The organism is Zeaxanthinibacter enoshimensis (genome assembly GCF_004362865.1).
In the GTDB taxonomy this organism is placed as follows: Bacteria; Bacteroidota; Bacteroidia; order Flavobacteriales; family Flavobacteriaceae; genus Zeaxanthinibacter; species Zeaxanthinibacter enoshimensis.
Map to the genome: position 1 here is coordinate 71,750 of NZ_SNYI01000003.1, position 25,496 is coordinate 97,245.

Annotated in this window: 33 protein-coding genes; 28 read left to right on the plus strand and 5 right to left on the minus strand. The window is 46.4% G+C overall.

Annotated elements, in window-relative coordinates; genetic code table 11:
• Position 1: 1 nt before the first annotated feature.
• From CLV82_RS11970 to CLV82_RS11990, 5 genes are all read right to left on the minus strand, one after another.
• The gene (locus tag CLV82_RS11970; RefSeq protein WP_133644592.1) at positions 2-1,672 is read right to left on the minus strand and encodes a SusD/RagB family nutrient-binding outer membrane lipoprotein; all 1,671 of its coding nucleotides are present in this window, start codon (positions 1,670-1,672) and stop codon (positions 2-4) included.
• A 27-nt stretch (positions 1,673-1,699) separates the two neighbouring features.
• Positions 1,700-4,936, minus strand: a complete 3,237-nt coding sequence (locus tag CLV82_RS11975) for a SusC/RagA family TonB-linked outer membrane protein (protein ID WP_133644593.1) — start codon at positions 4,934-4,936, stop codon at positions 1,700-1,702.
• Positions 4,937-5,499: 563 nt separating this feature from the next.
• The gene (locus tag CLV82_RS11980) at positions 5,500-6,024 is read right to left on the minus strand and encodes a hypothetical protein (RefSeq protein ID WP_133644594.1); all 525 of its coding nucleotides are present in this window, start codon (positions 6,022-6,024) and stop codon (positions 5,500-5,502) included.
• A 12-nt stretch (positions 6,025-6,036) separates the two neighbouring features.
• Positions 6,037-7,458, minus strand: coding sequence for a SusD/RagB family nutrient-binding outer membrane lipoprotein (locus CLV82_RS11985; RefSeq protein WP_133644595.1), 1,422 nt, complete (start codon positions 7,456-7,458; stop codon positions 6,037-6,039).
• Positions 7,459-7,469: 11 nt separating this feature from the next.
• Positions 7,470-10,619 (minus strand): SusC/RagA family TonB-linked outer membrane protein, encoded by a 3,150-nt coding sequence (locus CLV82_RS11990; protein WP_133644596.1) that lies wholly within the window; start codon positions 10,617-10,619, stop codon positions 7,470-7,472.
• 456 nt (positions 10,620-11,075) lie between these two features.
• Between CLV82_RS11990 and rpsL the strand changes: the two genes are divergently transcribed.
• The 28 genes from rpsL (at position 11,076) to rpsM (ending at position 25,488) form a co-directional block, all read left to right on the plus strand.
• A complete protein-coding gene (gene rpsL / locus CLV82_RS11995) occupies positions 11,076-11,450 on the plus strand; it encodes a 30S ribosomal protein S12 (RefSeq protein WP_013305196.1) in 375 nt (124 codons plus the stop codon).
• A 22-nt stretch (positions 11,451-11,472) separates the two neighbouring features.
• A complete protein-coding gene (gene rpsG, locus CLV82_RS12000) occupies positions 11,473-11,949 on the plus strand; it encodes a 30S ribosomal protein S7 (protein ID WP_133644597.1) in 477 nt (158 codons plus the stop codon).
• Between the two features lie 8 nt (positions 11,950-11,957).
• Complete coding sequence (fusA, locus tag CLV82_RS12005; protein WP_133644598.1) at positions 11,958-14,084, plus strand: elongation factor G; 2,127 nt, start codon at positions 11,958-11,960, stop codon at positions 14,082-14,084.
• Positions 14,085-14,095: 11 nt separating this feature from the next.
• On the plus strand, positions 14,096-14,401 hold the full coding sequence (gene rpsJ, locus CLV82_RS12010; RefSeq protein WP_013073266.1) for a 30S ribosomal protein S10: 306 nt from the start codon (positions 14,096-14,098) through the stop codon (positions 14,399-14,401).
• Between the two features lie 167 nt (positions 14,402-14,568).
• Positions 14,569-15,189 (plus strand): 50S ribosomal protein L3, encoded by a 621-nt coding sequence (gene rplC / locus CLV82_RS12015; RefSeq protein WP_133644599.1) that lies wholly within the window; start codon positions 14,569-14,571, stop codon positions 15,187-15,189.
• Entirely contained in the window at positions 15,189-15,821 is a 633-nt protein-coding gene (gene rplD / locus CLV82_RS12020) for a 50S ribosomal protein L4 (protein ID WP_133644600.1), read from the plus strand. Before rplC ends, rplD begins: the two co-directional genes overlap by 1 nt.
• A 4-nt stretch (positions 15,822-15,825) precedes the next feature.
• The gene (gene rplW / locus CLV82_RS12025; protein WP_133644601.1) at positions 15,826-16,116 is read left to right on the plus strand and encodes a 50S ribosomal protein L23; all 291 of its coding nucleotides are present in this window, start codon (positions 15,826-15,828) and stop codon (positions 16,114-16,116) included.
• Between the two features lie 9 nt (positions 16,117-16,125).
• Positions 16,126-16,950, plus strand: coding sequence for a 50S ribosomal protein L2 (gene rplB, locus CLV82_RS12030; RefSeq protein WP_133644602.1), 825 nt, complete (start codon positions 16,126-16,128; stop codon positions 16,948-16,950).
• Between the two features lie 12 nt (positions 16,951-16,962).
• Complete coding sequence (gene rpsS, locus CLV82_RS12035; protein WP_133644603.1) at positions 16,963-17,241, plus strand: 30S ribosomal protein S19; 279 nt, start codon at positions 16,963-16,965, stop codon at positions 17,239-17,241.
• A 3-nt stretch (positions 17,242-17,244) separates the two neighbouring features.
• On the plus strand, positions 17,245-17,652 hold the full coding sequence (gene rplV / locus CLV82_RS12040; RefSeq protein WP_133644604.1) for a 50S ribosomal protein L22: 408 nt from the start codon (positions 17,245-17,247) through the stop codon (positions 17,650-17,652).
• 1 nt (position 17,653) lies between these two features.
• A complete protein-coding gene (gene rpsC, locus CLV82_RS12045; protein ID WP_133644605.1) occupies positions 17,654-18,370 on the plus strand; it encodes a 30S ribosomal protein S3 in 717 nt (238 codons plus the stop codon).
• Positions 18,371-18,390: 20 nt separating this feature from the next.
• Positions 18,391-18,813 (plus strand): 50S ribosomal protein L16, encoded by a 423-nt coding sequence (rplP, locus tag CLV82_RS12050; protein WP_133644606.1) that lies wholly within the window; start codon positions 18,391-18,393, stop codon positions 18,811-18,813.
• Between the two features lie 18 nt (positions 18,814-18,831).
• A complete protein-coding gene (rpmC, locus tag CLV82_RS12055) occupies positions 18,832-19,023 on the plus strand; it encodes a 50S ribosomal protein L29 (RefSeq protein ID WP_133645065.1) in 192 nt (63 codons plus the stop codon).
• A 13-nt stretch (positions 19,024-19,036) separates the two neighbouring features.
• Entirely contained in the window at positions 19,037-19,294 is a 258-nt protein-coding gene (gene rpsQ / locus CLV82_RS12060) for a 30S ribosomal protein S17 (protein ID WP_133644607.1), read from the plus strand.
• A 1-nt stretch (position 19,295) separates the two neighbouring features.
• On the plus strand, positions 19,296-19,664 hold the full coding sequence (gene rplN / locus CLV82_RS12065) for a 50S ribosomal protein L14 (RefSeq protein WP_129605547.1): 369 nt from the start codon (positions 19,296-19,298) through the stop codon (positions 19,662-19,664).
• Positions 19,665-19,735: 71 nt separating this feature from the next.
• Entirely contained in the window at positions 19,736-20,047 is a 312-nt protein-coding gene (gene rplX, locus CLV82_RS12070) for a 50S ribosomal protein L24 (protein ID WP_133644608.1), read from the plus strand.
• Between the two features lie 2 nt (positions 20,048-20,049).
• The gene (gene rplE, locus CLV82_RS12075; RefSeq protein WP_133644609.1) at positions 20,050-20,601 is read left to right on the plus strand and encodes a 50S ribosomal protein L5; all 552 of its coding nucleotides are present in this window, start codon (positions 20,050-20,052) and stop codon (positions 20,599-20,601) included.
• 1 nt (position 20,602) lies between these two features.
• Positions 20,603-20,872: a 30S ribosomal protein S14 gene (gene rpsN / locus CLV82_RS12080; RefSeq protein WP_133644610.1), complete on the plus strand. Its 270-nt coding sequence runs from the start codon at positions 20,603-20,605 to the stop codon at positions 20,870-20,872.
• A gap of 18 nt (positions 20,873-20,890) precedes the next feature.
• Positions 20,891-21,289 (plus strand): 30S ribosomal protein S8, encoded by a 399-nt coding sequence (gene rpsH, locus CLV82_RS12085; protein ID WP_133644611.1) that lies wholly within the window; start codon positions 20,891-20,893, stop codon positions 21,287-21,289.
• Positions 21,290-21,310: 21 nt separating this feature from the next.
• On the plus strand, positions 21,311-21,853 hold the full coding sequence (gene rplF, locus CLV82_RS12090; protein ID WP_133644612.1) for a 50S ribosomal protein L6: 543 nt from the start codon (positions 21,311-21,313) through the stop codon (positions 21,851-21,853).
• A 10-nt stretch (positions 21,854-21,863) separates the two neighbouring features.
• Positions 21,864-22,217, plus strand: a complete 354-nt coding sequence (gene rplR, locus CLV82_RS12095; RefSeq protein ID WP_133644613.1) for a 50S ribosomal protein L18 — start codon at positions 21,864-21,866, stop codon at positions 22,215-22,217.
• A gap of 8 nt (positions 22,218-22,225) precedes the next feature.
• The gene (rpsE, locus tag CLV82_RS12100; protein ID WP_133644614.1) at positions 22,226-22,750 is read left to right on the plus strand and encodes a 30S ribosomal protein S5; all 525 of its coding nucleotides are present in this window, start codon (positions 22,226-22,228) and stop codon (positions 22,748-22,750) included.
• An 11-nt stretch (positions 22,751-22,761) separates the two neighbouring features.
• Complete coding sequence (gene rpmD / locus CLV82_RS12105; RefSeq protein ID WP_133644615.1) at positions 22,762-22,941, plus strand: 50S ribosomal protein L30; 180 nt, start codon at positions 22,762-22,764, stop codon at positions 22,939-22,941.
• Positions 22,942-22,954: 13 nt separating this feature from the next.
• Positions 22,955-23,407, plus strand: coding sequence for a 50S ribosomal protein L15 (gene rplO, locus CLV82_RS12110; RefSeq protein WP_133644616.1), 453 nt, complete (start codon positions 22,955-22,957; stop codon positions 23,405-23,407).
• A gap of 11 nt (positions 23,408-23,418) precedes the next feature.
• Positions 23,419-24,762, plus strand: coding sequence for a preprotein translocase subunit SecY (gene secY / locus CLV82_RS12115; RefSeq protein ID WP_133644617.1), 1,344 nt, complete (start codon positions 23,419-23,421; stop codon positions 24,760-24,762).
• Between the two features lie 4 nt (positions 24,763-24,766).
• Positions 24,767-24,982 carry a translation initiation factor IF-1 gene (gene infA, locus CLV82_RS12120; RefSeq protein ID WP_088341556.1) on the plus strand — a complete coding sequence of 72 codons (216 nt, stop codon included), beginning with the start codon at positions 24,767-24,769 and terminating at the stop codon, positions 24,980-24,982.
• Between the two features lie 12 nt (positions 24,983-24,994).
• On the plus strand, positions 24,995-25,111 hold the full coding sequence (gene ykgO / locus CLV82_RS12125) for a type B 50S ribosomal protein L36 (RefSeq protein WP_013621733.1): 117 nt from the start codon (positions 24,995-24,997) through the stop codon (positions 25,109-25,111).
• Positions 25,112-25,113: 2 nt separating this feature from the next.
• Positions 25,114-25,488: a 30S ribosomal protein S13 gene (gene rpsM, locus CLV82_RS12130; protein ID WP_133644618.1), complete on the plus strand. Its 375-nt coding sequence runs from the start codon at positions 25,114-25,116 to the stop codon at positions 25,486-25,488.
• Positions 25,489-25,496 lie beyond the last annotated feature (8 nt).

Consider the following 25,496-nt stretch of genomic DNA (forward strand, 5'->3'; position numbering starts at 1 on the left):
ATTAATTAGCAGGTGGGAATGTTGGGCTCGCAGGGTTGGTGTCCCAGAATACCTGCTCAGTCAATGTTGTCTTTTGCTGGATATTTGGGTTAGTGATCACCTCGTTCTGGGCGTACAGGAATGATCTAGGGAATGCTCCCGGATCTGGTTCCCAGTTAGGAACTAATGTGGTTGGGAAACCTGTAAGCCTGTAATAGTTGTAGGCTTCGGTCGCACCACCAAATAGGGTGATAAAATACTGCTCTGCAAATATGTTCTGCTGATCGTCTCCACTGGCAGCTAAATATGCTGCTACCGTGTCAGAGATATAGGTCTCAACTTCTGTCTCGGTTGGAGCTACAGATGCATCTGCATTACCATCAAGAGAACCAAAGCTCTGAACCTTTGCAATGTGCTTTTCAAGTCCGGCCTCCATAAAGGCGGCTTTCTGTGCAGGACTAGTGGCCATGATACCTCTCCAGAAATCTACGTAAGAGGCAAGGATGATTGGCTCAATTCCGGCTCCACCGCCACCAAGTCCTAATCCTACGTTTCCAAAGCTGCTGTCATCAAAACGACCACCTGCCGGGTAAACCCCTACAGCGACCCTTTTGAAGTTATCCGGAGGAGTTCCTTCGTCGTTTCCGTGAGTTCTACCCCAGTATCCGTTTGGAACACTACAGTAAGTATAGCCTCCGTCCTGGAAGTGCTGTGGTGGCACAGCCAGAGAACAAGCAAGGTCTTCCTCGTTGGCAGGAGCATCAGCCCCTGGAGTAGCATCTACCTGTCGGTAGAAGTAATAACGGATCCTTGGATCTCCTTTATCAAGCATAGTTTCCATCAACCAGTTAGACTGGTAGATATTGGCTCCTGATGGAGTGTAATCTGCTGCGTAATCCGGGTGGCGATCGTCAGGCTGTAACTCACTTGTTCCGTAAGCGAACTGGAAATCATCATCATTCTCAGCGATAAAATCACCGCCGGCGATAATACTGTTAAAAGTGGCAGTATCGCCAGTAAGAACAGCTGCTCTTAAACGAAGGGTGTTGATCAGTTTGATCCACTTATCAGTGTCACCCCCGTAGAACATATCAGTAGCTCCCTGGGTTGCAGGTCCGGAGGCTAATAAAGCTTCTCCTTCGTTCAGTAAGCCCTGGGCAGCTGCGTAGATAGCAGGTCCGTCGTCCAGGGTAGGAGCAGGGAATTCTGCGGGCTGCAGAGCCTCGCTCCAAACTGCCTGCCCAAGGTAATCTGCCAACTGGAACAGTACATGAGCTGCAAGAACTTTTCCGACCCCGATATGGAAGGAATAATCCACGTCGGTTTGAGCGTCGATAGATTCAAGATTCTGGATGTTTGTCAGTATACCTACATCGACTGGTCGACCAGGAATGTTTGTGCCGCTACTATAAAAACGTTCCCAGATGCCATTAAAAGTAGCTCCTGAATAGTTATTAAAGTAGTTACGACCAAACATATAGTCAATTCGCGTTACCTGTGCCCCGATATCACTGATAGAACTCTGGTTAGAGGCATAGGCCAACTGAATCGAGTTCAACAACAGGTTAGGGTCTGCCTGGTCAGAGGCAAGGTCGTTCGGACTTACACGTAAGTCCAAATCTGTCGTCTCACAGGCCTGGAATAACCCTCCTGTGACAAGGACAATCGTAATATATTTAAATAGTTTTTTCATAATTTCTATATCATTAACAATTTTTTATTAGAAAGAGGCTTTGATGCTGACTCCGTATCTCCTGGAGCTAGGTCCGTTGATAAAGTCGAATCCTCGCCCGTTACCAATACCAACACCTTGTACGTTAGGGTCAAAGTTGGCCCCGTCAGGAGTGTTGTATGCATCGTACCATAGGTTAAATCCTTGAGCTGTGATGCTCAGTGACCCAAATGGTGTTCTGTCAAGGAATTTAGATGGGAAAGTGTATCCCAGCGAAACTTCCTGTAAACGGATCACAGAAGCGTCATATATCCTGGTCTCGGTTGGTCCGAATAACAGGTTGCTGAAGTAGTAAGTAGAGTTATTGATCTGTACGTTGTTTGGCTGACCAGTAGACTCCTGTACTCCCGGAAGGATGTACGTTGCCAGACGATCTTCCGTCTCAACGATAAGACCACGACCCAGAAGCACCCCGATGGTACTGGATAGGATATCCCCTCCTTTGGTGTGGTTCACCTGGAACCCAAGGTTCCAGTTCTTATACTTAAGCGTGTTAATGAAGTTCATTGTGTAATCAGGAACAGCATCCCCTACGATCGGTACATTTCCGTCAAGATCCTGCTCAACTACAACATAGCTACCTGATGAGTTTACCAGGAAGTTACCGTCTGCATCTCTACCGATAGCAGTACCTACAATGGTACCAAGTGACTCTCCTTTGATCGCCGCGTTAGAACCTCTGAACAGTCCTCCTCCTACGGCCAAACTACCGGCGTAAGCGATGAAATCCTGCTCCTGCTCTGTAACGATCTCGTTGTTGGTGAAGAAGTTCACCCTGGAGTTCCAGCTGAAGTTCTGTCCTTTGAAGATATCAACCCCAAGATCTGCTTCAAAACCGCTGTTCTTTATCTCCCCGATGTTACTCTGGGTGAAAGAGAATCCGGTAGAAGGAGAAAGAGGCTCGGTAACGATCAGGTCATTTGTTCTCCTGTCAAAATAAGTAAGGTCAATAGAAACCCTGTTTCTCAGGATACGTGATTCAAGACCTATTTCGTACTCCTCCAGAAGTTCAGGCTTCAGGTCGGGGTTCGCACGGAAGTTATCCGTCTGGTTGGTCGTGATCGATCCACCTGTGATCGGGTCATTGTATACTAGTGTATTCTGCTGAACTACGTTAACTGTAGGATACCCTGTTGGGAAGGTAGCCGAGGTACCGTAGCTGGCACGTAACTTAAGGAAGTTAAGTCCGCCTTCGCTGCGCAGCCCGTTAAAGGCAGTGGTTGGAAGGAAAGATAAACTTACTCCAGGATACGTTTTATTGTTGTTCTCGCTGGTAAGGTTAGAAACCCAGTCAGTCCTCGCTGAAACGTTCAGGTAAAGGAAATCGTCATAATCAAGAGTTGCTTGTCCAAGTATCCCTACAATGTTCCTCTTCTGAGTGAACTGTAATGGAGTCTGGTTCGCGTAGTTGAAGTGCCTTTTGATCCCGTAAACGATCTGTCCGGTAGAGGAAACCCCTGAACGGTCAAATTCATCAGAACGGGAAGTTGCACCTACTGTGAAAGTCATCCCTAACTTCTCTGATAATTCATAATCACCATTCAATGACAGGAAATGCTCCCAGATAGTGTTGTTGTTATCATAAGTCTGAAGGAATCCAAAGATAGCCTGAGTAAATTCTACCCCACCTTTGTTACCACCGTTTACGTTACGCTCGTTGTAGAAATCAAGACCTGTTCTCCAGTTAAGGTTCAGGTTGTCGTTGATGTTGTAGCTCAACTGTGCGTTCCAGAAGATACGGTTGGTCAACTGGCGGTAAGTTACGTTTGCCGCAGTCCAACGTGGGTTGATGATGTCGTTACCGTTACGGTAGTAAACACTGGATCCGTCAATTGGATTCTGGAACGGAAGTCCCATCAGGTCCACAGAACGTGGTGTAAAAAGTACGTTACCGTAAACAGAAAGTCCGTCAGTACCGTTACCCCTTGAGGAGGCGATAGGAGGCGTTCTGTAATCTGTCCTGGAGTAGTTCATTGCACCACTCACGGTAAACTTGTTTGTCAGTTCTGAACGACCACCAATAGAAAGGTTGGTACGCTTCAGGGAGTTACCCGGGGTAAACCCGACATCATCAAGGTGACCAAGGTTCACATTATAGGTTGTTTTTCCATTTTCGCTACCCCCGGCAATGTTGATAGAGGTGTTGGTCACATGACCAGGACGAAAGAACTCTTCTACAGAGTTGTAAGGTTTCCAGTCATAACGCGCTCCCTGTAACTCAGGAAAAGCGGCCCTTGTAGAGGCTACTGCTGTTGTGGAGTATGGATGCTCCAGTGTTCCATTGTCATCGATTGCTGGTTGCGCTCCCCATCCTGCGGTACCGCCTCGGTCAAAGCTAGGTCCCCAGTTAGAGAAGAACCATCCGAAAGACTGGTCAAATCCGTTACCATAAGAATCCTGGTAATCAGGCATTGAAGCCATCTCGTTAGTGTAGAAAGATTGGTTCACGGTGATCTCGGTCTTTTTCTTTCCCCCGGAAGCAGCACCTGCTTTCGTGGTGATCAGGATAACACCGTTCTTACCCTGGGTTCCGTAAAGGGTTGCAGCAGCAAGTCCTTTAAGTACCTCAACACTCGCGATGTTGTTAGGGTCAATATCAAGGAAACGGGAAGAACCGGTGTTACCACCGATAAAGTTTCCAGTGGCGTTGGTGTCGTTACTGAACGGAACGCCGTCTACAATGAATAAAGCCTGGTTACTACCACTGAATGAACTAAGACCCCGGATGGTTACGTTGGTCGCAGATCCGGAAGCACCACCGGCAGAGGTAATGTTTACCCCGGCAGCTTTACCAGATAGTACCCTCGCAACATCACCTTCAGAGCGTGATTCCAGCTGTTCCTGGCCTACGGAAGTTACCGCATATCCCAGTGCTTTCTTCTCACGCTTGATACCCTGTGCGGTCACAACCACTTCTTCCAGGGCTTGTGCGTCTTCGGTCATCTGCACATTAATAGTGTTGCCTGCGCCGACAGTCCGGGTCTCCTCTTTTTGTCCAATGTAAGTGAAAAGCAGGGTCTGCCCCTCAGCTGCACTGATCGAGTAGTTACCGTCAAAATCGGTCTGGGTACCCACTGTGGTCCCGCTGACAACGATGTTAACGCCAGGTAAGGGCAGGCCATCTTGGTCTGTAACCGTACCTGAAATCGTCTTTTCTTGTGCAAACGATAGATGCACAACAAACGCTAATAATAGCGTTAAGATTCCATTAAAACTTGTTCTCATTGTATGATTATTTGAATTAGCTAGCCGCTAAAATCTTAATTCTGTGTTAATAATCCAAACTAATTTTAATAAAATTTTATGGTTTGGAGTGCGAATCTAGCATTGTAAGCAGGGGTCTGATGACATATCCTTAAGGATATATGTTAAAACCTTTGCGGATACTGTTGTTATACTCATAAATCACTGTAAATAAGAAGGTTAATTGCGGTATTATATGTATAAAATGCATAAAGTTCAGATTATCAGGTTTATGCTTCAATTAGGTAGAAACAGGGCAGGGCAGGGGGGGGCAGCTGATAAGTTCATAAAAAATTAACATATGGGGTATATGCCCTCGTTAATCCTTTGAGATCATCAAATTTTCACCCCTTTTTCAGGCATTATAATTTTTAAGAAAAGGGTAATTAAAGCTTGCTGCAGGTTAAAATCTGCCTTGGAAGTATTATTTAGGAGTTCAATCTTGCAGGGATGTGAACAAAAAAAGTGAGGTCTGCATTTTTATGCAAACCCCACTTTACTATTTAATACAGCTGATCCTGAATCCGGATCCGGCTATAGCTTATTTAATCTACGTCAGCAATATTGACGGTCTGGCTCCGTAGAGAAGCTGTACCACCACGGCCAACCTCTACAGTTCCCTGTCCATTGGACGCGCTCAGTAGCGTAACCTCCAAGGTCTTGGCGCCATCCGCAACTCCATCAGTTAACAAGGTGATGTCGATATCCGCGTTTGGCGGTAAACCATCCAGGTTAGCTTCAGGACCGGGCTTGCTGATGATCACGGTACCACCTGCGCTGTCAGCTCCGTCAACAGTAAAGTCTTCCCCGAAGACTGCAGAGCCGCTGAAACCATAAGTAACGGTGACATTACTCACTGTTCCGCCGGGAATCTCTACATTAAGGCTGACACTTCCGGCATCCTCCGCGGTATCCACAGGGGCGATGGAGGAGCTGGCTCCAGGAGCGCTGAACGCGACATAAGCCGGTAATTCCTCGACCGAAAGGCCTCTCTCATCAAGGTCGTAATCTTCGGTACACCCGGTAAAGACCAGGGCCATTGCGATTACTGTATAAAGTATATTTCTCATCTTTTTCAATTTTTATAAGTTTTCAAACCACATGGGTACGTCTGTATTCTTGTTTGCCGGGGTGTTAGGATTACTACCAACTTCATCCGGAGGATAGTTGAATCGCTTCAGGATGGTAGAAATTGTAGACGCCGGAGGTGTCTCAAGAACCGGGAACTGGTTCCTTCTTACTTCATTCCAGGCTCTCACGGGCATCAGGAAAGAAGCCAGGTATTGCTGCTCGAAAACATCGTTGGCGGTAGGAGGTGCCAGGCTGGCAACATAGGCATCTATCTCGGCATCACCAACCGTTGTAATGACTCCCGGGATATCCTGACCCCACCACTTGATATTGTTCCTTACACCATTCCTGTAGTTCTCATCGGCAGACCCTGCAGCGGCAAACCCATCAAGGGCAAGTTCTGCTTTGTAAAGGTCGATCTCCGATGGCAACATAAACATATCAGGCAAAGTGGCTCTAATGATGTTGTTGCTCAAAACAGAGGTTGACGGATCGGGAAACTGGTCGATACCCGGTGCAGGCAGATCATTCCTGGCCACCCACAGGTCGTACCTTGGATCCCCTGAGCCCCTTAGCAATTCGTCAATAGGATCTCCAGGTCCGAATACATTCTGACTTTCGTTATCCGGTCCGAAGAAGGCGGTAATGATCGTTAACATACCATTCTGTGCCCCGGGCTGGCCGGAATATTCCAGGTATGCTGCCTGACCATTGCTCTCCATCAGTGGCTGGTTCAGCGTGGCATTGATCTGTGCATCCACATTGGCGCCTCCGCTCCTCAGCATCATCAGAGCTCTCAATTTAAGTGAATTCGCCAAAATCCTCCAGCTGGCCATATCGCCCCCGTAGAACATATCACTGTTTGCGGTAATGGAGAAATTTCCTTCGGCTGGCATATTGTCGATTAGGGCAATGGCCTCATCGTACATGGCTACAATCCCGTTCAGAACGGTTTGCTGGTCATCGAATTCCGGTGAAGGAAACTCCTGCCCGTTCAAAGCCTGGGTAAAAGGAACTTCTTCCCAGAGGCTGGTAAGCTCGTAAAAGATATGCGCACTAAGGATAGTAGCAATGGCATTTACGTTGTTGCTGGTCGGGCCTGCTGCTTCCGCATCAGCCTTAACCAGGGACAGGTTACCCAGGATCTGGTTGTACATCATTCCCCAGGTGTTCCCTGTAAGGAAGATAGAGGTGTTTCCATTCTTCGGACTGTTAAAGGTGTCCGAAATGTATTGGGAAACATCAGGAATCCTGGTGCCTAATTCGGTCACCTTCCTGGACGAGTACTGTACGAACACGAACGGAAGTACCGCGTTAGGGTCGGCAGACGTCGCTGCCAACGGATCTGTATTGATATCGAGCTTCTCGTCACAAGAGGACAGAGCGCCGAAAGCGAATACAAATGAAAGTAATATATATTTTAATCTTTTCATCTCTATTTTTTTTAGAACGTTAACTTAACATTGAAACCGGCACTCCTGGTTGAAGGAATACTTGCTCTTTCTACACCAAAACCGTCTGCACCGGACCCGAAAAGTGTTGCTTCAGGATCAATGTGTGGTACTTCAGAATAGATCAGGAGCAGGTTACGTCCTTCTATACCTACAGACAGGCCTTTGATAAAGCCGTCTCCCAGTAATCTTGAAGGGAAGGTATAAGATAATCCCGCTTCTCTCAGTTTGATATAAGAGGCATCGTATACGTAAGGCTCGGCTACACTGTTGTCATTAAGCGACGTCCAGAAATCCTGGGCGTTCAGCAAAGGTACATCATTGTCTCTTCGGTCGATAATGTTTCCGTCACCATCCCTGGTTACGATTACACCTTCTGTGTCGATAAAGGTTCCCTCACGATTCTGTAAAGTTTCTTTTACCAGACCTCCGGTCTGTAAAGCCTCTACAGTAGAAGACTTGATGACACCGCCCCACTTGACATCGGCAGTGGCGTAAAAGCTCCATCCCTTGTAAGAGAAGCTGTTTACCCAGCCTGCTGTCCAGTCAGGAAGTACGGAACCAAGCGTTGTAGCTTCACCGGCTTGCCGGCGTCCTGTATTGGGATCAATGATCGGGCGTCCTGTCTCCTCGTCTCTCAAATGAGGGAAAGCGTAAAGCTGGAACTCTTCCCCGGGTACAGCAACAACCTGTACACTGTTAAAGGCGGAAGCGATTACTACTCGCTCTAATCCTTCAGTAAGGGAAACTACTTCAGATTCAACCCTGGAGAAATTCAGTGCAGTGTTCCATGAAAAGTCGCCCGCAACTATCGGGGTCGCATCTATGGCGATCTCAAAACCTTCCTGGTCTACACGACCAACATTCTGTGTCCTAAACGCAAAGCCTGTGGATTCTGGGATCGGGATGTTCAGGATCTGGTTTTCGTTCTGGTTCTTAAAGTAAGCCATATCTATTCCCAGTCTTCCGTTGAACAGTTTCAGGTCCAGACCAAATTCATAAGAGGTCTGCTCCTCGGGAACCAGGTTCTCTGCCGGGATAGTGTTGGATGCCGAATAGGCTAACGCCCCGTTGAATGGGAAGTTAAGGTTTAATCCATACTGTCCTGTAGCGGTGGTTACCGGGTTAAAGTTAAAGTTCAGCAGGTATGGGTTGGTATCGTTACCAACCTGCGCCCAACTGGCCCTGATCTTACCAAAGGTCAGGAAGTCGCTGTCTATCCCAAGTGCATCGGTGAATACCAGTGCTAAACTTGCTGAAGGATAGAAGTAAGAATTGTTGTCTTCCGGTAATGTGGAAGAGTAGTCATTCCTCGCGGTGAGCGTTAAAGTTGCCCAGCTCTTATAACGAAGTTCTGCGGATCCGTAGATACCAAACAGCCTTGACTCTGCAAAATCACGGACCGGGATGGTCTGAGCTGCGTTTGCAGGGCTGAAGAGTTCAGGGATCAAAAGATCTACACCCTGGATCTGCTGTCTTTCAAAGATCCTGGAGTTGTACTGCATACCTCCAAGGATATTCAGGCTGAAATCTTCTCCAAGGTCTGTGTCGTACGTGGCGATCACATCAGAGGTAAGTTCGTTCCGACGGATGTTATCAGAGATAAAGTCTCCGAATAACCTTCCTACAGTTCCTTTACTGTTCTCGATCAGTCGTCGGTCGTCCTGCAAGTCGGCACCTACCCTCGCGGTAAGGCTGAATTTTTCCCAGGGCTTAAAAGTGACCTGGAAGTTACCGAAGATACGGTCATCATCCCTGTCGTTCGAATTTTCGTTCCTGATCCAGAATGGGTTGTTGGTTTGGTTCCCGTTGTTTGCTGTTACCAGGTTGATCTGGTTTCCGCTTTCATCGATCCATGGGCGGAACAGTCTCTGATCCAGCGTGCTGCTGAATGAGCTGTAGCTGATAATGTTTGGGTCGTTTGCTCCTGTAGCACCTGTACCGCGACTCTGGGTGGTGGTGTACTGTACGCTGAACCTGGATTCAAGTTTCTCGTTATGCTTTACTCCGGCATTAAGTCCGATAGTGATCCTGTCCAGGCTGGATCCAGGGAGGATACCGGTCTGGTTGGTCGAAGTTAAACTAAGCCTGTAATCAAATCGCTGGTTGGCGTCTGCTACTGCAAAGTTGTTGATACGGGTGATCCCTGTCTGGAAGAAATCATCTATACCATTATTGTCTACTGCTCTGAGTTGTCCTCGTTCGCCGGTGATCGGCAGATTGTCTACGGTCTGGCCGACGATCTTTGGTCCCCAGTCGAATCCGACGGAACCGGCGTCGTACTGGCCGTTAGATCCCATGGCGTATTCCTGCTGGTAATCAGGCGTCCTGAACAGGTTTTCAAACCTGGTAGTGGAATTTATGGTTACCTGAGCTCCCCCGCCTTCGCCGGAAGCTCCTCTCTTGGTGGTAACGATAATGGCTCCACCGGCAGCCCTTGATCCGTAAAGTGCTGTCGCAGCCGCACCTTTAAGTACGTTGATAGATTCTACGTCATCAGGGTTGATAACGGATGCCCCGTTGGCAAAATCCCTGGTTCCAGAGATCCTGCTCCCGTTACCAGGAGTCTGTGCGTCGTTGATCAGTACCCCGTCTACAACCCAAAGTGGGTTGTTACGTCCTGATAAGGAAGATACTCCACGAATGATGATCTTGGATGATCCGCCCAGGTTACCACCGGTATTGGTGATCTGTACCCCGGTTACTTTTCCCTGGAGCGAGTTAACGATGTTGGTTTCCCTTGCTTTTACAAGTTCTTCACCTTTTACGATGTCTGTACCGTAACCAAGGGTCCTGGTCTCCCGCTGGATACCCAGTGCGGTTACGACAACCTCTTCCAGTGCTTCAGCATCTTCTTCCATCTGCACATCTATGGTGTTAGAGGCGCCGACAGTTCTCTCCACGGTTTTCTGACCCAGGTAAGTGAAGCGCAGGGTCTGGCCGGTATTGGCCATGATGGTGTAGTTACCATCAAAATCCGTTTGTGTTCCGGTGACCGTACCCGCTACGATCACGTTAACTCCAGGTAGTGGTTCGCCGGACTGGTCCGTGACCGTACCCGAAATCGTTTTCTCCTGGGCATAGGAGAAACTCATTGCTAACGCCAGTAAAGGCATCAGCATCCAAGTTAATTTAGATTTCATTTATATGGTTTTTGAATTAGTAGCCGCAAAATCTTAATAATCCGTTAATAAACCAAGGGATTTTTCACAAATTATTATGAATAGTTTAAGCGCATATCAGAAAGGAATGCCTTCATCTTCCTGATATTTGACCAATAGTGTTAAAGAAATAAATAGCTATTATCTGGGATAAGCACGGGCGGGGTGGCAACGCGGCGTTCAGTCATTAAAGTTTATCCAGAATATGTATAGGTAGTGAAGAGGGATTTTTTGCAGGTGCAGCCTGCTGATCTCTTCCCGGGATCAATACCTTATATATATAGGTAACACTCTTCTTTTTTGTAGGCGGTTTCATCCTAAATCCATGGGCGAGTAAAAAAATGAGAAATTTAATGGCTTAGCATTTGAATTATAATGAATTATTCCTACATTTGCCAGCCCTTAAAAGAGGGGATTATATTAGACATAAATTATAGTATGCCAACAATTTCACAATTAGTACGAAAAGGAAGGGCCACAATTACCAAGAAGAGTAAATCGGCTGCTTTAGATTCGTGCCCCCAGCGAAGAGGGGTGTGTACACGTGTGTATACCACTACGCCTAAGAAACCAAACTCTGCTATGCGTAAAGTAGCAAGGGTAAGGTTGACCAACGGTAAAGAGGTTAACGCGTACATCCCGGGTGAGGGACACAATCTGCAGGAGCACTCGATAGTATTGGTTAGAGGCGGAAGGGTGAAAGATTTGCCAGGAGTTAGATACCACATCGTTAGAGGTGCTTTGGATACGGCAGGAGTTGCCGGGAGAACCCAACGACGATCTAAGTACGGAGCAAAACGCCCTAAAAAGTAATTTGAACTTTTAAGTTGAAGAGATGAGAAAAAGACAGGCAAAGAAGCGGCCTCTTTTACCGGATCCAAGATTCAATGACCAGTTGGTAACTAGGTTTGTGAATATGATGATGTGGGACGGTAAAAAATCCGTAGCCTTTAAAGTGTTCTACGATGCAATGGATATCGTGGAGGAAAAAAAGACGGACGACGAGAAGTCGGCCCTGGAACATTGGAAAGAAGCGTTGTCTAACGTGATGCCTCACGTAGAAGTGCGAAGCCGCCGTGTAGGTGGTGCTACCTTCCAGATCCCGATGCAGATCCGTCCGGACAGGAAGATTTCTACTGCGATGAAATGGTTGATCCTTTATGCGCGTAAAAGAAACGAGAAATCGATGGCCCTCAGGTTGGCTAACGAGATCCTTGCAGCTGCCAAAGAAGAAGGTGCTGCCGTTAAAAAACGTGTGGATACTCATAAGATGGCAGAAGCGAACAAAGCATTTTCCCACTTTAGATTTTAATTACTGAAATGGCAAGAGATTTAAAATATACAAGAAACATAGGGATCGCGGCGCATATTGATGCCGGTAAAACGACGACTACGGAACGTATCCTTTTCTATACTGGTGTTAGCCACAAGATAGGAGAAGTTCACGATGGTGCTGCGACCATGGACTGGATGGAGCAAGAGCAGGAGCGTGGTATTACCATTACTTCGGCTGCTACTACCTGTACCTGGAATTTCCCGATGAAGAACGGACAGGTCGTTGATGAGACCAAGCCGTATAACTTTAACATTATTGATACCCCCGGTCACGTTGACTTTACCGTAGAGGTAAACCGCTCTTTACGTGTACTTGACGGATTGGTATTCCTTTTCAGTGCTGTAGACGGGGTTGAGCCTCAGTCTGAGACCAACTGGAGGCTTGCTGATAACTACAAGGTGCCACGTATCGGGTTCGTTAACAAAATGGACCGCCAGGGATCAAACTTCTTGAACGTGTGTAAGCAGGTTCGTGAAATGTTGAAGTCTAATGCAGTGCCAATCGTTCTTCCAATTGGTGATGAAGCGGATTTCCGTGGAATCGTTGACCTGGTGAAGAACCGCGCGATCGTATGGCATGAGGACAATTACGGATCTACATTCGACGAGATCGATATCCCAGCGGATATGGTAGATGAAGTAAAAGAATACCGTGCTCACCTGATCGAGGCAGTTGCTGAATACGATGAAACCCTGATGGAGAAGTTCTTCGAAGATGAAGACTCTATCACAGAAGACGAAGTACACGCTGCACTACGTGCTGCGGTTATGGACATGAGCATCATTCCGATGATCTGTGGTTCTTCGTTCAAGAATAAAGGTGTACAGTTCTTATTGGATGCTGTATGTCGCTACCTGCCTTCGCCAATCGATAAGGATGCGATCGTAGGAGTAAACCCTGACACAGGGAAAGAAGAAAAGAGAAATCCTGATCCTAAAGAGCCTTTCGCGGCCCTTGCTTTCAAGATCGCAACTGACCCGTTCGTTGGTCGTCTTGCATTCTTCAGAGCATATTCCGGAAGACTTGATGCCGGTTCTTACGTGCTGAACAACCGTTCAGGTAACAAAGAGCGTATCTCCAGGATCTACCAGATGCACTCCAATAAACAGAATGCTGTTGATTTTATCAACGCTGGTGATATTGGTGCTGCTGTAGGATTTAAAGATATTAAGACAGGGGATACCCTGACAGACGAAAAACATCCTCTTGTATTAGAGAGTATGGATTTCCCGGACCCGGTAATCGGTATTGCAGTAGAGCCTAAGACTAAGGCTGATGTGGATAAGATGGGTATGGCTCTTGCCAAACTGGCAGAAGAGGATCCTACTTTCCAGGTTAAGACCGATGAGGCTTCAGGACAGACGATCATCTCAGGAATGGGAGAGTTGCACCTGGACATTATTGTAGACCGTATGCGTAGGGAGTTCAAGGTTGAGTTAAACCAGGGACAACCACAGGTGGAATACAAGGAGGCTATTACCAAAGCTGCTAACCATCGCGAGGTGTATAAGAAGCAGACCGGTGGTCGAGGTAAATTCGCAGATATCGTATTTACCCTTGAGCCTGCTGAAGAAGGTAAGTCAGGACTGGAATTTGTCAACGTAATTAAAGGTGGTAACATTCCTAAGGAATTTGTACCATCTGTAGAGAAAGGTTTCAAGGAAGCCATGAAGAACGGGCCATTGGCCGGATTTGAAATGGACGCCATGAAAGTTACCCTGAAGGACGGATCTTTCCACCCTGTGGATTCTGACCAGTTATCATTTGAGCTGGCGGCCAAGCTGGGATATAAGGAGGCGGCTAAAGCTGCGGGAGCAGTATTGATGGAGCCGATCATGAAATTGGAAGTGCTTACCCCGGAAGAGAACATGGGGGATATCGTTGGAGACCTTAACCGTCGTCGCGGACAGGTAAACAACATGTCTGACCGTGCCGGTGCTAAAGTGATCAAGGCTGATGTGCCATTATCTGAAATGTTTGGTTATGTAACTTCGTTACGTACACTATCCTCAGGTAGGGCGACTTCAACCATGGAGTTCTCTCACTACGCAGAGACCCCTTCCAATATTGCAGAAGAAGTTATTAAGGCAGCTAAAGGCGTAACCGCTTAAAATTTAGGTAGATGAGTCAAAAAATTAGAATAAAACTGAAATCTTACGATCACAACCTGGTAGACAAGTCTGCAGAGAAGATCGTGAAAACGGTAAAGACTACCGGTGCAGTGGTTACGGGTCCAATCCCTCTTCCAACACACAAGAAGATCTTTACGGTGCTCCGTTCACCTCACGTGAACAAGAAGAGTAGGGAGCAATTCGAGCTTAGTTCTTACAAAAGGCTGCTCGATATCTACAGCTCTTCTTCCAAGACCATCGACGCACTGATGAAGTTAGAGCTTCCCAGTGGTGTAGAGGTCGAGATCAAGGTGTGAGGCTGACAGCTGGTGAAAGACGATAGTCTTTCCAAACATGTCCTGAGCGTTTCGCGAGGGAAAAACGGTAACAAAAATAAATTCGGGGTCGAATTATTTTTGACCCTGTTTTTTTGCTTCAAAGAGAAGCAGTTATAAATAAATGTAATCAATTAATTAATTAAAGTATGTCTGGGTTAATAGGAAGAAAAGTAGGCATGACCAGCATTTTCGATGAAAATGGAAAGAACATTCCATGTACTGTGATCGAAGCTGGACCATGTGTAGTTACCCAAGTCAGAACCGAAGAGGTAGACGGGTATTTTGCCCTTCAGCTTGGTTTCGATGACAAGGCAGAAAAGCGTGCTAACAATGCCGAGAAAGGGCATTATAAGAAAGCAGGCGTTTCTCCCAAGAAAAAGGTCGAGGAATTCAAGTATTTTGAAGAGGGTAGGTTTAAACTGGGAGAAACAATAAGCGTTGATCTTTTCCAGGAAGGTGATTTTGTAGACGTATGTGCTACATCTAAAGGAAAAGGTTTCCAGGGTGTTGTTAAACGCCACGGATTCGGCGGAGTCGGGCAGGCCACTCACGGTCAGCATAACCGTCTGCGTGCACCAGGATCTATCGGTGCTGCATCTACACCATCAAGGGTATTTAAAGGAATGAAGATGGCCGGCCGTATGGGTGGTGAACGCGTCACAGTTCAGAACCTCAGGGTACTGAAAGTGGTTCCAGAGAAGAACCTTTTGGTTTTAAAGGGTTGTGTGCCCGGTCATAAGAACGCTTACATAACGATCGAGAAATAATGAAGGTAGCAGTTTTAGATATCAAAGGAAAAGAGACAGGGAGAAAGGTAGACCTTTCCGATGCTGTTTTCAAGATAGAGCCCAATGAGCATGCCATTTACCTGGATGTAAAGCAGTACCTGGCGCACCAGCGTCAAGGAACTCACCAGGCTAAAGAGCGTGGAGCCATCGCGGGTAGTACCAGGAAGATCAAAAAACAAAAAGGTACAGGTACCGCAAGGGCCGGTAGTATCAAGTCGCCTATCTTCAGGGGTGGGGGTCGAATTTTTGGTCCGAGAAGCAAGGATTACAGCCAGAAACTGAACAAGAACGTTAAGCGTCTTGCCAGGAGATCTGCCCTTAGCATCAAAGCCCAGGAGAACTCTCTGATGGTGATCGAGGATTTCAATTTTGAGGCCCCGAAGACCAAAGATTTCATCCAGGTGCTTAAGTCCCTGGGACTGGAGGATAAAAAGTCCCTTATAGTATTGGGCGATTCAAATAATAACGTATATTTGTCGTCGCGCAATTTAACCCGCACTGAAGTTGTAACCAACTCAGAATTAAGCACTTACAAAATTCTGAATGCTCAGAATGTAGTGCTTCTCGAGGGTTCCCTGGAAGGAATAGAATCGAATCTTAGCAAATCGTAAGGAGATGAGTGTATTGATTAAGCCAATTATAACGGAAAAAATGACAGCTGAAGGCGAGTTGAACAACCGCTACGGTTTTGTTGTAAATCCCAGGGCAAACAAAATACAGATCAAGGACGCCGTGGAGGCAGCCTATGGTGTATCAGTGACCAAGGTCAGAACTATGAACTACGGTCCTCAGCGCAAAACGCGTTTCACCAAGACTGGTGTGCAGCACGGAAAGACCAATGCCTACAAGAAGGCTATTGTAGATGTTGAGGAAGGTGATGTTATTGATTTTTACAGTAATCTATAAAGACACGAAATGTCAGTTAGAAAATTAAAACCGATCACTCCGGGACAGCGTTTCAAGATAGTAAATGGCTTTGATGCTATTACTACCGACAAACCGGAGAAAAGCTTGTTAGCGCCCCTGAAAAAATCAGGAGGTAGGAACAGCAAGGGAAAGATGACCATGCGCCACAGAGGTGGTGGTCACAAGAGGAGATACCGTCTTATTGATTTTAAAAGGGATAAGCAAGGAGTTGCTGCCGAGGTGAAATCAATACAGTACGATCCGAACCGATCTGCATTTATTGCTCTTGTAGAGTATACAGACGGGGAAAAGCGTTACGTGATCGCACAGAACGGCCTGGAGGTCGGTCAGCAGATCACTGCCGGATCGGGTGCTGCTCCGGAAATCGGGAATGCACTTCCGTTAAGTGATATTCCGTTGGGAACAATCATTTCCTGCATCGAGTTACGTCCCGGACAGGGAGCGGTAATGGCTCGTAGCGCCGGAACTTTCGCGCAGCTTATGGCTCGTGACGGGAAGTTTGTAACTATTAAGTTACCATCCGGGGAAACAAGGTTGATCCTTGCACAGTGTCTTGCTACTATAGGAGCTGTATCTAACTCTGATCACCAGTTGATCGTATCCGGTAAAGCGGGTAGAAGTCGCTGGTTAGGTAGAAGACCAAGAACTAGGCCGGTAGCCATGAACCCCGTAGATCACCCGATGGGTGGTGGGGAAGGTAGAGCTTCCGGAGGTCATCCAAGATCTAGAAACGGTATTCCTGCAAAAGGATTCAGAACCCGTTCCAAGACCAAGGACACCAACAGATATATCATAGAACGTAGAAAGAAATAAAAAGAATTAGAAATGGCACGTTCACTAAAAAAAGGACCTTACGTTCATTACAGCCTGGAGAATAAAGTCCAGAAAAACGTGGAAAGCGGAAAGAAGACCGTCATCAAGACCTGGTCAAGAGCTTCCATGATCACACCGGACTTCGTGGGTCAGACGATCGCGGTCCACAACGGACGACAGTTTGTACCTGTATATGTAACAGAGAACATGGTAGGGCATAAGTTAGGAGAGTTTTCTCCGACACGCTCTTTCAGGGGTCACGCTGGAGCTAAAAACAAAGGAAAAAAGTAAGCTATGGGAGTTCGAAAAAGACAAATGGCCGAAAGAATTAAGGCAGAGAAGCAGGAGCTTGCATTTGCAAAACTGAATAATTGCCCTACATCACCAAGGAAAATGCGTTTGGTCGCAGACCTGGTAAGAGGTAAGGAAGTTGAGAAAGCGCTGGCTATCTTGAGATTCAGTCCTAAGGAAGCTTCCAGGAGAGTAGAAAAACTGTTGCTTTCTGCTATCGCTAACTGGCAGGCAAAGAACGAAGATGCGAACATCGAAGATGCAGAGTTGATCGTTAAGGAAATTAAAGTAGACAGTGGGCGTATGCTGAAACGTTTGCGACCTGCTCCTCAGGGTAGGGCTCACAGAATAAGAAAGCGTTCCAACCACGTAACACTGGTTTTGGGATCTAACAATAATACACAAGCTTAGTATGGGACAGAAAACTAATCCGATAGGAAATCGTCTTGGGATTATCAGAGGCTGGGAGTCTAACTGGTACGGAGGAAATGATTATGGAGATAAACTGGCCGAAGACGACAAGATAAGAAAATACGTGCATGCACGTCTGGCGAAAGCCAGTGTATCCAGGGTTATCATAGAACGTACCCTGAAACTTATCACTGTCACCATTACCACTGCACGTCCTGGTATCATTATCGGGAAAGGCGGGCAAGAGGTAGATAAGCTGAAAGAAGAGTTAAAGAAGATCACCGATAAGGAGGTACAGATCAATATTTTCGAGATCAAGAGGCCGGAAGTCGACGCCAATCTAGTCGCTGCCAGTGTAGCCAGACAGATCGAGAACAGGATCTCTTACCGACGTGCTATCAAGATGGCGATCGCTGCGGCCATGAGAATGAATGCAGAGGGCATCAAGATACAGATCTCCGGCCGTTTGAACGGTGCAGAGATGGCGCGTTCCGAATCGTATAAAGACGGGCGTATTCCGTTGTCTACTTTCAGAGCCGACATCGACTATGCTTTGCACGAAGCACACACTACCTACGGTAGGCTTGGTATCAAAGTTTGGATCATGAAAGGTGAAGTATACGGCAAGAGAGAATTGTCTCCCCTGGTTGGAATGTCAAATAAAGGCCAAGGTGGGAAAGGAAAACAGGATGGCGCTAAAAAACGTCGCAGAAAGTAATTTAAAGAAGCAGTAAGAAAATGTTACAGCCAAAAAGAACTAAGTTTCGTAAAGCGCAGAAAGGCCGGATGAAAGGAAATGCCGGAAGAGGGCATCAGCTGTCTAACGGTATGTTCGGTATCAAATCTATGGATACCAGCTTTGTGACCTCGAGGCAGATAGAAGCTGCCCGTATTGCGGCAACGCGATATATGAAAAGGCAGGGTCAGTTGTGGATCAAGATCTTCCCGGACAAGCCTATCACCAAGAAGCCTTTGGAAGTACGTATGGGTAAAGGTAAAGGTGCGCCGGAATATTTTGTCGCTACGGTAAAACCAGGTAGGATCCTTTTTGAGGTTGCCGGGGTACCAATGGACATTGCAAAGGAAGCATTACGCCTTGCTGCACAGAAATTACCCGTGAGAACAAAGTTTGTAGTGGCTAGGGATTACGAGGCCGCATAATTTATACTGAGAATGACCATGAAACAATCAGAGATAAAAGAATTATCGGTAGAGGAACTGAGGGATAAGATGGCCGAGTTTAAGAAGCAATATGCCGAAATGAAAGTGGCCCATTCCGTAACCCCGCTGGAAAACCCGCTTCAATTGAGAAGCGCGCGAAGAACTGTAGCCCGATTGGCAACTGAATTAACAAAAAGGGAAAACCAATAATTGGTTCTGCTTTATGGAAAAAAGAAATTTAAGAAAAGAGAGAGTAGGCGTTGTAACCAGCAACAGAATGGAGAAATCTATCGTGGTTTCAGAAGTTAAGCGGGTTAAGCATCCTATGTACGGTAAATTCGTACTGCGAACAAAAAAATATGTTGCACACGATGAGACCAACGACTGCAATATTGGTGATACTGTAAAGATCATGGAGACACGTCCATTGAGTAAAACCAAATGTTGGAGACTGGTTGAAATCCTAGAAAGAGCCAAATAATATGTTACAGCAAGAATCCAGATTAAAAGTGGCCGACAACACCGGGGCTAAGGAAGTTCTTACCATCCGAGTGCTAGGTGGTACCAAGAGAAGGTATGCTTCTGTTGGAGACAAGATCGTGGTATCGGTAAAAGAAGCTACCCCGAACGGAACCATCAAGAAAGGTGCAGTTTCAACGGCCGTAGTAGTTCGCACGAAGAAAGAGGTGCGCAGACCGGACGGATCATACATCCGTTTTGATGACAACGCTTGTGTGTTGTTAAACCCGACAGGGGAGATGAGGGGAACACGTGTCTTTGGACCGGTTGCCAGGGAACTTCGCGATAAGCAGTTCATGAAGATTGTCTCACTAGCACCTGAGGTACTGTAAATAAATGTGAGGAAACCGGTGATCAGAAGCCGGAAGCTTGCAACAGATAACAGATATTAAGCATCAACAAGATGAAATTAAAAATAAAAACAGGGGATACCGTAAAAGTCACTGCCGGGGACCACAAAGGTTCAGAAGGTAAAGTGGTACAGGTAGACCGTGAGAAGAACAAAGCGATTGTCGAAGGCGTCAATATGGTTTCCAAGCATGAGAAGCCAAGCGCGAAGAACCCGCAGGGGGGAATCGTAAAGAAAGAGGCGTTTATCCATATTTCTAACCTGGCGTTGGTTGATCCGAAATCCGGGGATACTACAAGGGTAGGATACGAGGTAAGGGATGGCAAGAAAGTAAGGTTTTCTAAGAAATCCAACGAAGTAATTTAGTTATGGGGTACGTTCCAAGATTAAAACAAGAGTATAGAGAGCGCGTAATCAAGGCGCTTAAGGAAGAGTTTGGGTACAGCAATGTAATGCAGGTACCTAAATTGGAGAAGATTGTTGTGAGCAGGGGAGTTGGTGCTGCTGTGGCTGATAAGAAACTTATCGACCATGCAGTAGACGAACTTACCATGATCACCGGTCAGAAAGCGGTAGCTACCATTTCCAAAAAAGATGTCGCGGCGTTTAAACTGCGTAAGGGAATGCCTATCGGTGCCAAGGTTACGCTCAGGGGAGAAAAGATGTATGAATTCTTGGATCGTCTGGTAACTACTGCACTTCCAAGGGTAAGGGATTTCCAGGGAATCCGCGCTACAGGATTTGACGGAAGGGGGAACTACAACCTCGGGATTACCGAGCAGATCATTTTCCCTGAAGTGAATATCGATAAGATAAACCGTATTAACGGAATGGATATCACTTTCGTTACCACTGCGGAAACAGATAAGGAAGCAAAATCATTGTTAACCGAATTAGGTTTACCTTTTAAAAAGAACTAGTATGGCTAAAGAATCAATGAAAGCCCGTGAAAGAAAAAGGGCAAAGACAGTAGCAAAGTACGCTGAGAAGCGCAGGGAGCTGAAGGAAGCGGGAGATTACGAAGCCCTACAGAAATTACCCAGAAATGCCTCCCCGGTACGTATGCACAACCGTTGCAAACTTACGGGAAGACCTAAGGGATATATGAGAACGTTTGGTATCTCCAGAGTCATGTTTCGCGAAATGGCGAACAACGGGCTGATTCCAGGGGTTAAAAAAGCAAGTTGGTAAAAGATAAAAGGGAAGAACATGTTTACAGATCCTATAGCAGATTATTTAACAAGAGTACGGAACGCCAGTAGGGCGGGCCACAGGGTAGTAGAGATCCCTGCTTCCAATTTGAAGAAAGAGGTAACCAAGATCCTTTTTGATCAGGGGTATATCCTTAGCTACAAATTTGAAGAGGACGAGGTACAGGGTACCATCAAGATTGCCTTGAAGTATGACAAGCAGACTAAAGAGCCTGTCATCAAGAAAATACAACGTATCAGTAAGCCCGGTCTTAGAAAGTACGCGTCTTCTGACGAGATGCCACGAGTATTGAACGGGTTGGGAATAGCCATAGTGTCTACCTCTCACGGGGTGATGACCAGCAAGCGTGCCAAGCAGGAAAATGTTGGCGGCGAGGTATTGTGCTATGTTTATTAATGAGAATTAAAGGATAGAAAAATGTCTAGAATAGGGAATAATCCAATCGTAATGCCCGAGGGTACTACAGCAACCATCACGGATAACGTGATCACTGTTAAAGGAAAGCTGGGAGAACTGACCCAGAACTTTGACGGGGTGAGCATCCGGATAGAGGACAACGAGATCATCGTTAACCGTCCTTCTGATAGTATTGAGCACAAGACTAAGCACGGACTGTACCGCTCCCTTGTCAACAACATGGTACTGGGTGTATCTGAAGGTTGGACAAAGGAATTAGAATTGGTCGGAGTTGGATACCGTGCCAGTAACCAGGGACAAAAATTGGATCTTGCCTTAGGCTTTTCCCACAACATTGTTCTGGAACTGGCCCCGGAAGTAAAGATCGAGACCACTTCTGAAAAAGGAAAGAACCCAACGATCAAACTGACGTCTCACGACAAGCAGCTTGTAGGGCAGATCGCCGCTAAAATTCGTTCCTTCCGTAAGCCAGAGCCTTACAAAGGAAAAGGAATCAAGTTCAAAGGCGAAATATTAAGAAGAAAAGCAGGTAAATCAGCTTAATAACTGAATCATGGGATTATCAAAGACCGAGCGTAGACTACGCATCAAAAGAAGAATTAGAAAGGTATCCTTTGGAACCGCTGAGAAGCCTCGTCTGGCTGTCTACAGGAGTAACAAGGAAATCTATGCCCAGTTGATAGACGATAACAAGGGGGTAACCCTTGCAGCTGCTTCTTCCAGGGACAAGGAAGTTAAAGCAGAAGGGACCAAAATGGAAGTTGCCAACCAAGTAGGGAAGGCCATCGCTGAAAAAGCGAAGGAAGCCGGAATCGAAAAGGTTGCCTTTGACCGTGGAGGTAATTTATATCACGGAAGGGTTAAATCGTTGGCCGAAGGTGCCAGGGAAGCTGGATTAAAATTTTAATTAAAGGTATGTACGGGAAATACAAAAATGTAGAAACTGTGAAACCCGGAGGTCTTGAACTGAAAGATCGCTTGGTGGGAGTACAACGTGTAACAAAGGTAACCAAAGGTGGTAGAGCCTTCGGTTTCTCTGCGATCGTTGTCGTAGGTGATGAAAATGGTGTCGTTGGCCACGGTTTAGGAAAATCTAAGGAAGTGGCAACCGCGATCGCTAAGGCAATCGAAGACGCCAAGAAAAACCTGATCAGGATTCCCCTGAACAAGGGAACACTGCCACACGAGCAAAAAGGGAAATTTGGTGGAGCCAGGGTATATATCCAGCCTGCATCTCACGGTACCGGGGTTATTGCCGGTGGAGCCGTACGTGCGGTATTGGAGGCAGTAGGAGTACAGGATGTACTTTCTAAATCCCAGGGATCTTCTAACCCGCACAACGTAGTAAAGGCTACCTTTGATGCACTCTTACAATTAAGGGATGCACAGACTGTAGCACAGCAACGAGGTGTCTCTTTAGAAAAAGTATTTAAAGGATAAGCGAGAATCAAATGGCAAAGATAAAAGTAACACAGGTGAAGAGTGGGATTAAAAGACCACAGAACCAGAAACGAACTTTGGAAGCCCTGGGCTTGCGAAAAATAGGTCAGGTCGTGGAACATGAAAACACGCCCGCGATTCTTGGCATGATCAATAAAGTAAAACACTTGGTTTCCACAGAGGAAGCTTAAAAAATACAGTGTGATGAAATTAAGCAATTTGAAACCAGCAAAAGGTGCTACTCATAAAGCAGGGAAAATCGTAGGTCGTGGACAAGGTTCAGGAAAAGGCGGTACTGCTACTCGTGGTCATAAAGGTGCCAAATCAAGATCCGGTTACTCTAAGAAGATCGGATTTGAAGGGGGCCAGATGCCATTACAGCGCCGAGTTCCTAAATTTGGTTTTACCAACATCAACCGTGTAGAGTACAGGGGAATCAACCTGGCTACCCTGCAGCAACTGGTAGATGATAAGGCCATCAAGGACAGCGTTACCCTGGAGGACCTTATCGCCAACAACCTGGCTGGTAAGAACGACCTTGTAAAAATATTAGGCAACGGGGAGTTGAAAGCTCCGTTGAAAGTCACTGTTCATAAATTTACAGCTACCGCAAAGAAGGCTATTGAAGCAGCAGGTGGTGAGGCTATAAATTTATAAGAAGACAAACTATGAAGAAGTTTTTTGAGATTATATCCAATATCTGGAAGATTGATGAGCTGAGGGCAAGGATTTTGGTTACTCTGGGGCTCCTGTTGGTGTACCGTTTTGGTGCGCAGATAGTTCTTCCGGGTATAGATACCTCACAATTGGCAGAGTTATCTTCCAATACCGAGCAAGGTATCCTGGGAATTCTGAATGCATTCACAGGAGGCGCCTTTGCCAATGCTTCTGTTTTCGCCTTAGGGATCATGCCCTATATTTCGGCCTCTATTGTTGTGCAGCTGATGGGAATCGCGGTTCCTTACCTGCAGAAACTGGACAAGGAAGGTGAGAGCGGTAGAAAAACTAAAAACCAGATCACCCGATGGCTGACCATCGGGATCTGTATTGTACAGGCTCCGGCTTACCTTTACAGCCTTAGTGCGCTGGGAGTGCCGGACAGTGCATTCCTGTTGGGGAAAGGACTTAACTTCATGGTTCCCGCGGTAATTATCCTGGTTACAGGAACCGTATTTGCCATGTGGTTGGGAGAGCGTATTACGGATAAAGGGATCGGGAATGGAATTTCTCTCCTGATCATGATCGGTATCATCGCCACTATGCCCCAGTCTTTTGTCCAGGAATTCATTTCCAGGACAACAAATAACAACGGGGGACTGATGTTCATGTTGATCGAAGTAATTCTTTGGTTCCTGGTCATCCTTGCAAGCGTATTACTGGTAATGGCTACAAGGCGTATACCGGTACAGTACGCGAGGAGAACAGCATCCGGAGGATACGAGAAGAACGTTATCGGTTCCAGGCAGTACATCCCTTTAAAGCTTAACGCTTCAGGGGTAATGCCAATCATCTTTGCCCAGGCGATCATGTTCGCACCCGGCTTACTGGGGCGTACATTCAACGATACCGCCGTGGGTCAATGGATGGAAGTACAGTTTCAGGATATATTTGGCCTGGCTTACAACATCTTGTTCGCCCTGCTGATTATCATATTCACCTACTTCTATACGGCCATCACCGTGCCAACGAATAAGATGGCAGATGACCTGAAGAGAAGTGGCGGATTTATCCCCGGGATCAGACCCGGAAAAGAGACAGCGAATTTCCTGGATAAGGTGATGTCTCTGATAACCCTGCCCGGTGCGGTATTCCTGGCATTGCTTGCCGTATTACCTGCCGTGGTAGTGAAACTGATGGACATACAGCCCGGATGGGCATTGTTTTACGGTGGTACTTCCCTGCTGATTATGGTCGGGGTGGCAATAGACACTGTACAACAAGTGAACTCGTACCTGCTGAACAGGCATTACGACGGATTAATGAAAACTGGAAAAAACAGAAAAGTAGCATAATAATATGGCCAAACAAGCACCCATAGAACAAGACGGCTCTATTATAGAAGCGTTGTCTAATGCCATGTTCCGAGTGGAACTGGAAAATGGACACGTGGTTACGGCTCACATTTCCGGGAAAATGCGAATGCATTACATTAAGTTGTTACCCGGTGATAAGGTAAAACTTGAGATGAGTCCGTATGATTTAAGCAAGGCAAGAATTACATATAGATATTAAGACTTTAGAACGATGAAAGTAAGAGCATCCATTAAGAAGCGAAGCGCTGAATGCAAGATTGTACGCAGAAAGGGCAGGCTTTACGTGATTAACAAAAAGAATCCTAGATTTAAACAAAGACAAGGGTAATTATGGCAAGAATAGCAGGGGTAGATATACCAAAGCAAAAAAGAGGGGTCATCGCCCTTACCTATATTTTTGGTATCGGTAAAAGCAGGGCCCAGGAAATTCTGGAGAAAGCCGGAGTAGACCAGGACAAGACTGTTTCTGATTGGTCTGATGACGAGATCGGTAGCATTCGTGATGCAGTATCTTCATACAAGATTGAAGGTGAATTACGTTCTGAAACACAGCTTAATATCAAGCGTTTGATGGATATTGGTTGTTACCGTGGGATCCGTCACCGTTCTGGACTTCCATTAAGAGGACAACGTACCAAGAATAACTCTAGGACGAGGAAAGGAAAGAGAAAAACGGTTGCTAACAAGAAGAAAGCAACTAAATAATAAATAGA

What these genes read in the sequence shown, in the direction of transcription:
- CLV82_RS11970 (WP_133644592.1), bottom strand. Translation starts at nt 1,672, where the DNA reads ATGAAAAAACTATTTAAATATATTACGATTGTCCTTGTCACAGGAGGG.
- CLV82_RS11975 (WP_133644593.1), bottom strand. Translation starts at nt 4,936, where the DNA reads ATGAGAACAAGTTTTAATGGAATCTTAACGCTATTATTAGCGTTTGTT.
- CLV82_RS11980 (WP_133644594.1), bottom strand. Translation starts at nt 6,024, where the DNA reads ATGAGAAATATACTTTATACAGTAATCGCAATGGCCCTGGTCTTTACC.
- CLV82_RS11985 (WP_133644595.1), bottom strand. Translation starts at nt 7,458, where the DNA reads ATGAAAAGATTAAAATATATATTACTTTCATTTGTATTCGCTTTCGGC.
- CLV82_RS11990 (WP_133644596.1), bottom strand. Translation starts at nt 10,619, where the DNA reads ATGAAATCTAAATTAACTTGGATGCTGATGCCTTTACTGGCGTTAGCA.
- rpsL (WP_013305196.1), top strand. Translation starts at nt 11,076, where the DNA reads ATGCCAACAATTTCACAATTAGTACGAAAAGGAAGGGCCACAATTACC.
- rpsG (WP_133644597.1), top strand. Translation starts at nt 11,473, where the DNA reads ATGAGAAAAAGACAGGCAAAGAAGCGGCCTCTTTTACCGGATCCAAGA.
- fusA (WP_133644598.1), top strand. Translation starts at nt 11,958, where the DNA reads ATGGCAAGAGATTTAAAATATACAAGAAACATAGGGATCGCGGCGCAT.
- rpsJ (WP_013073266.1), top strand. Translation starts at nt 14,096, where the DNA reads ATGAGTCAAAAAATTAGAATAAAACTGAAATCTTACGATCACAACCTG.
- rplC (WP_133644599.1), top strand. Translation starts at nt 14,569, where the DNA reads ATGTCTGGGTTAATAGGAAGAAAAGTAGGCATGACCAGCATTTTCGAT.
- rplD (WP_133644600.1), top strand. Translation starts at nt 15,189, where the DNA reads ATGAAGGTAGCAGTTTTAGATATCAAAGGAAAAGAGACAGGGAGAAAG.
- rplW (WP_133644601.1), top strand. Translation starts at nt 15,826, where the DNA reads ATGAGTGTATTGATTAAGCCAATTATAACGGAAAAAATGACAGCTGAA.
- rplB (WP_133644602.1), top strand. Translation starts at nt 16,126, where the DNA reads ATGTCAGTTAGAAAATTAAAACCGATCACTCCGGGACAGCGTTTCAAG.
- rpsS (WP_133644603.1), top strand. Translation starts at nt 16,963, where the DNA reads ATGGCACGTTCACTAAAAAAAGGACCTTACGTTCATTACAGCCTGGAG.
- rplV (WP_133644604.1), top strand. Translation starts at nt 17,245, where the DNA reads ATGGGAGTTCGAAAAAGACAAATGGCCGAAAGAATTAAGGCAGAGAAG.
- rpsC (WP_133644605.1), top strand. Translation starts at nt 17,654, where the DNA reads ATGGGACAGAAAACTAATCCGATAGGAAATCGTCTTGGGATTATCAGA.
- rplP (WP_133644606.1), top strand. Translation starts at nt 18,391, where the DNA reads ATGTTACAGCCAAAAAGAACTAAGTTTCGTAAAGCGCAGAAAGGCCGG.
- rpmC (WP_133645065.1), top strand. Translation starts at nt 18,832, where the DNA reads ATGAAACAATCAGAGATAAAAGAATTATCGGTAGAGGAACTGAGGGAT.
- rpsQ (WP_133644607.1), top strand. Translation starts at nt 19,037, where the DNA reads ATGGAAAAAAGAAATTTAAGAAAAGAGAGAGTAGGCGTTGTAACCAGC.
- rplN (WP_129605547.1), top strand. Translation starts at nt 19,296, where the DNA reads ATGTTACAGCAAGAATCCAGATTAAAAGTGGCCGACAACACCGGGGCT.
- rplX (WP_133644608.1), top strand. Translation starts at nt 19,736, where the DNA reads ATGAAATTAAAAATAAAAACAGGGGATACCGTAAAAGTCACTGCCGGG.
- rplE (WP_133644609.1), top strand. Translation starts at nt 20,050, where the DNA reads ATGGGGTACGTTCCAAGATTAAAACAAGAGTATAGAGAGCGCGTAATC.
- rpsN (WP_133644610.1), top strand. Translation starts at nt 20,603, where the DNA reads ATGGCTAAAGAATCAATGAAAGCCCGTGAAAGAAAAAGGGCAAAGACA.
- rpsH (WP_133644611.1), top strand. Translation starts at nt 20,891, where the DNA reads ATGTTTACAGATCCTATAGCAGATTATTTAACAAGAGTACGGAACGCC.
- rplF (WP_133644612.1), top strand. Translation starts at nt 21,311, where the DNA reads ATGTCTAGAATAGGGAATAATCCAATCGTAATGCCCGAGGGTACTACA.
- rplR (WP_133644613.1), top strand. Translation starts at nt 21,864, where the DNA reads ATGGGATTATCAAAGACCGAGCGTAGACTACGCATCAAAAGAAGAATT.
- rpsE (WP_133644614.1), top strand. Translation starts at nt 22,226, where the DNA reads ATGTACGGGAAATACAAAAATGTAGAAACTGTGAAACCCGGAGGTCTT.
- rpmD (WP_133644615.1), top strand. Translation starts at nt 22,762, where the DNA reads ATGGCAAAGATAAAAGTAACACAGGTGAAGAGTGGGATTAAAAGACCA.
- rplO (WP_133644616.1), top strand. Translation starts at nt 22,955, where the DNA reads ATGAAATTAAGCAATTTGAAACCAGCAAAAGGTGCTACTCATAAAGCA.
- secY (WP_133644617.1), top strand. Translation starts at nt 23,419, where the DNA reads ATGAAGAAGTTTTTTGAGATTATATCCAATATCTGGAAGATTGATGAG.
- infA (WP_088341556.1), top strand. Translation starts at nt 24,767, where the DNA reads ATGGCCAAACAAGCACCCATAGAACAAGACGGCTCTATTATAGAAGCG.
- ykgO (WP_013621733.1), top strand. Translation starts at nt 24,995, where the DNA reads ATGAAAGTAAGAGCATCCATTAAGAAGCGAAGCGCTGAATGCAAGATT.
- rpsM (WP_133644618.1), top strand. Translation starts at nt 25,114, where the DNA reads ATGGCAAGAATAGCAGGGGTAGATATACCAAAGCAAAAAAGAGGGGTC.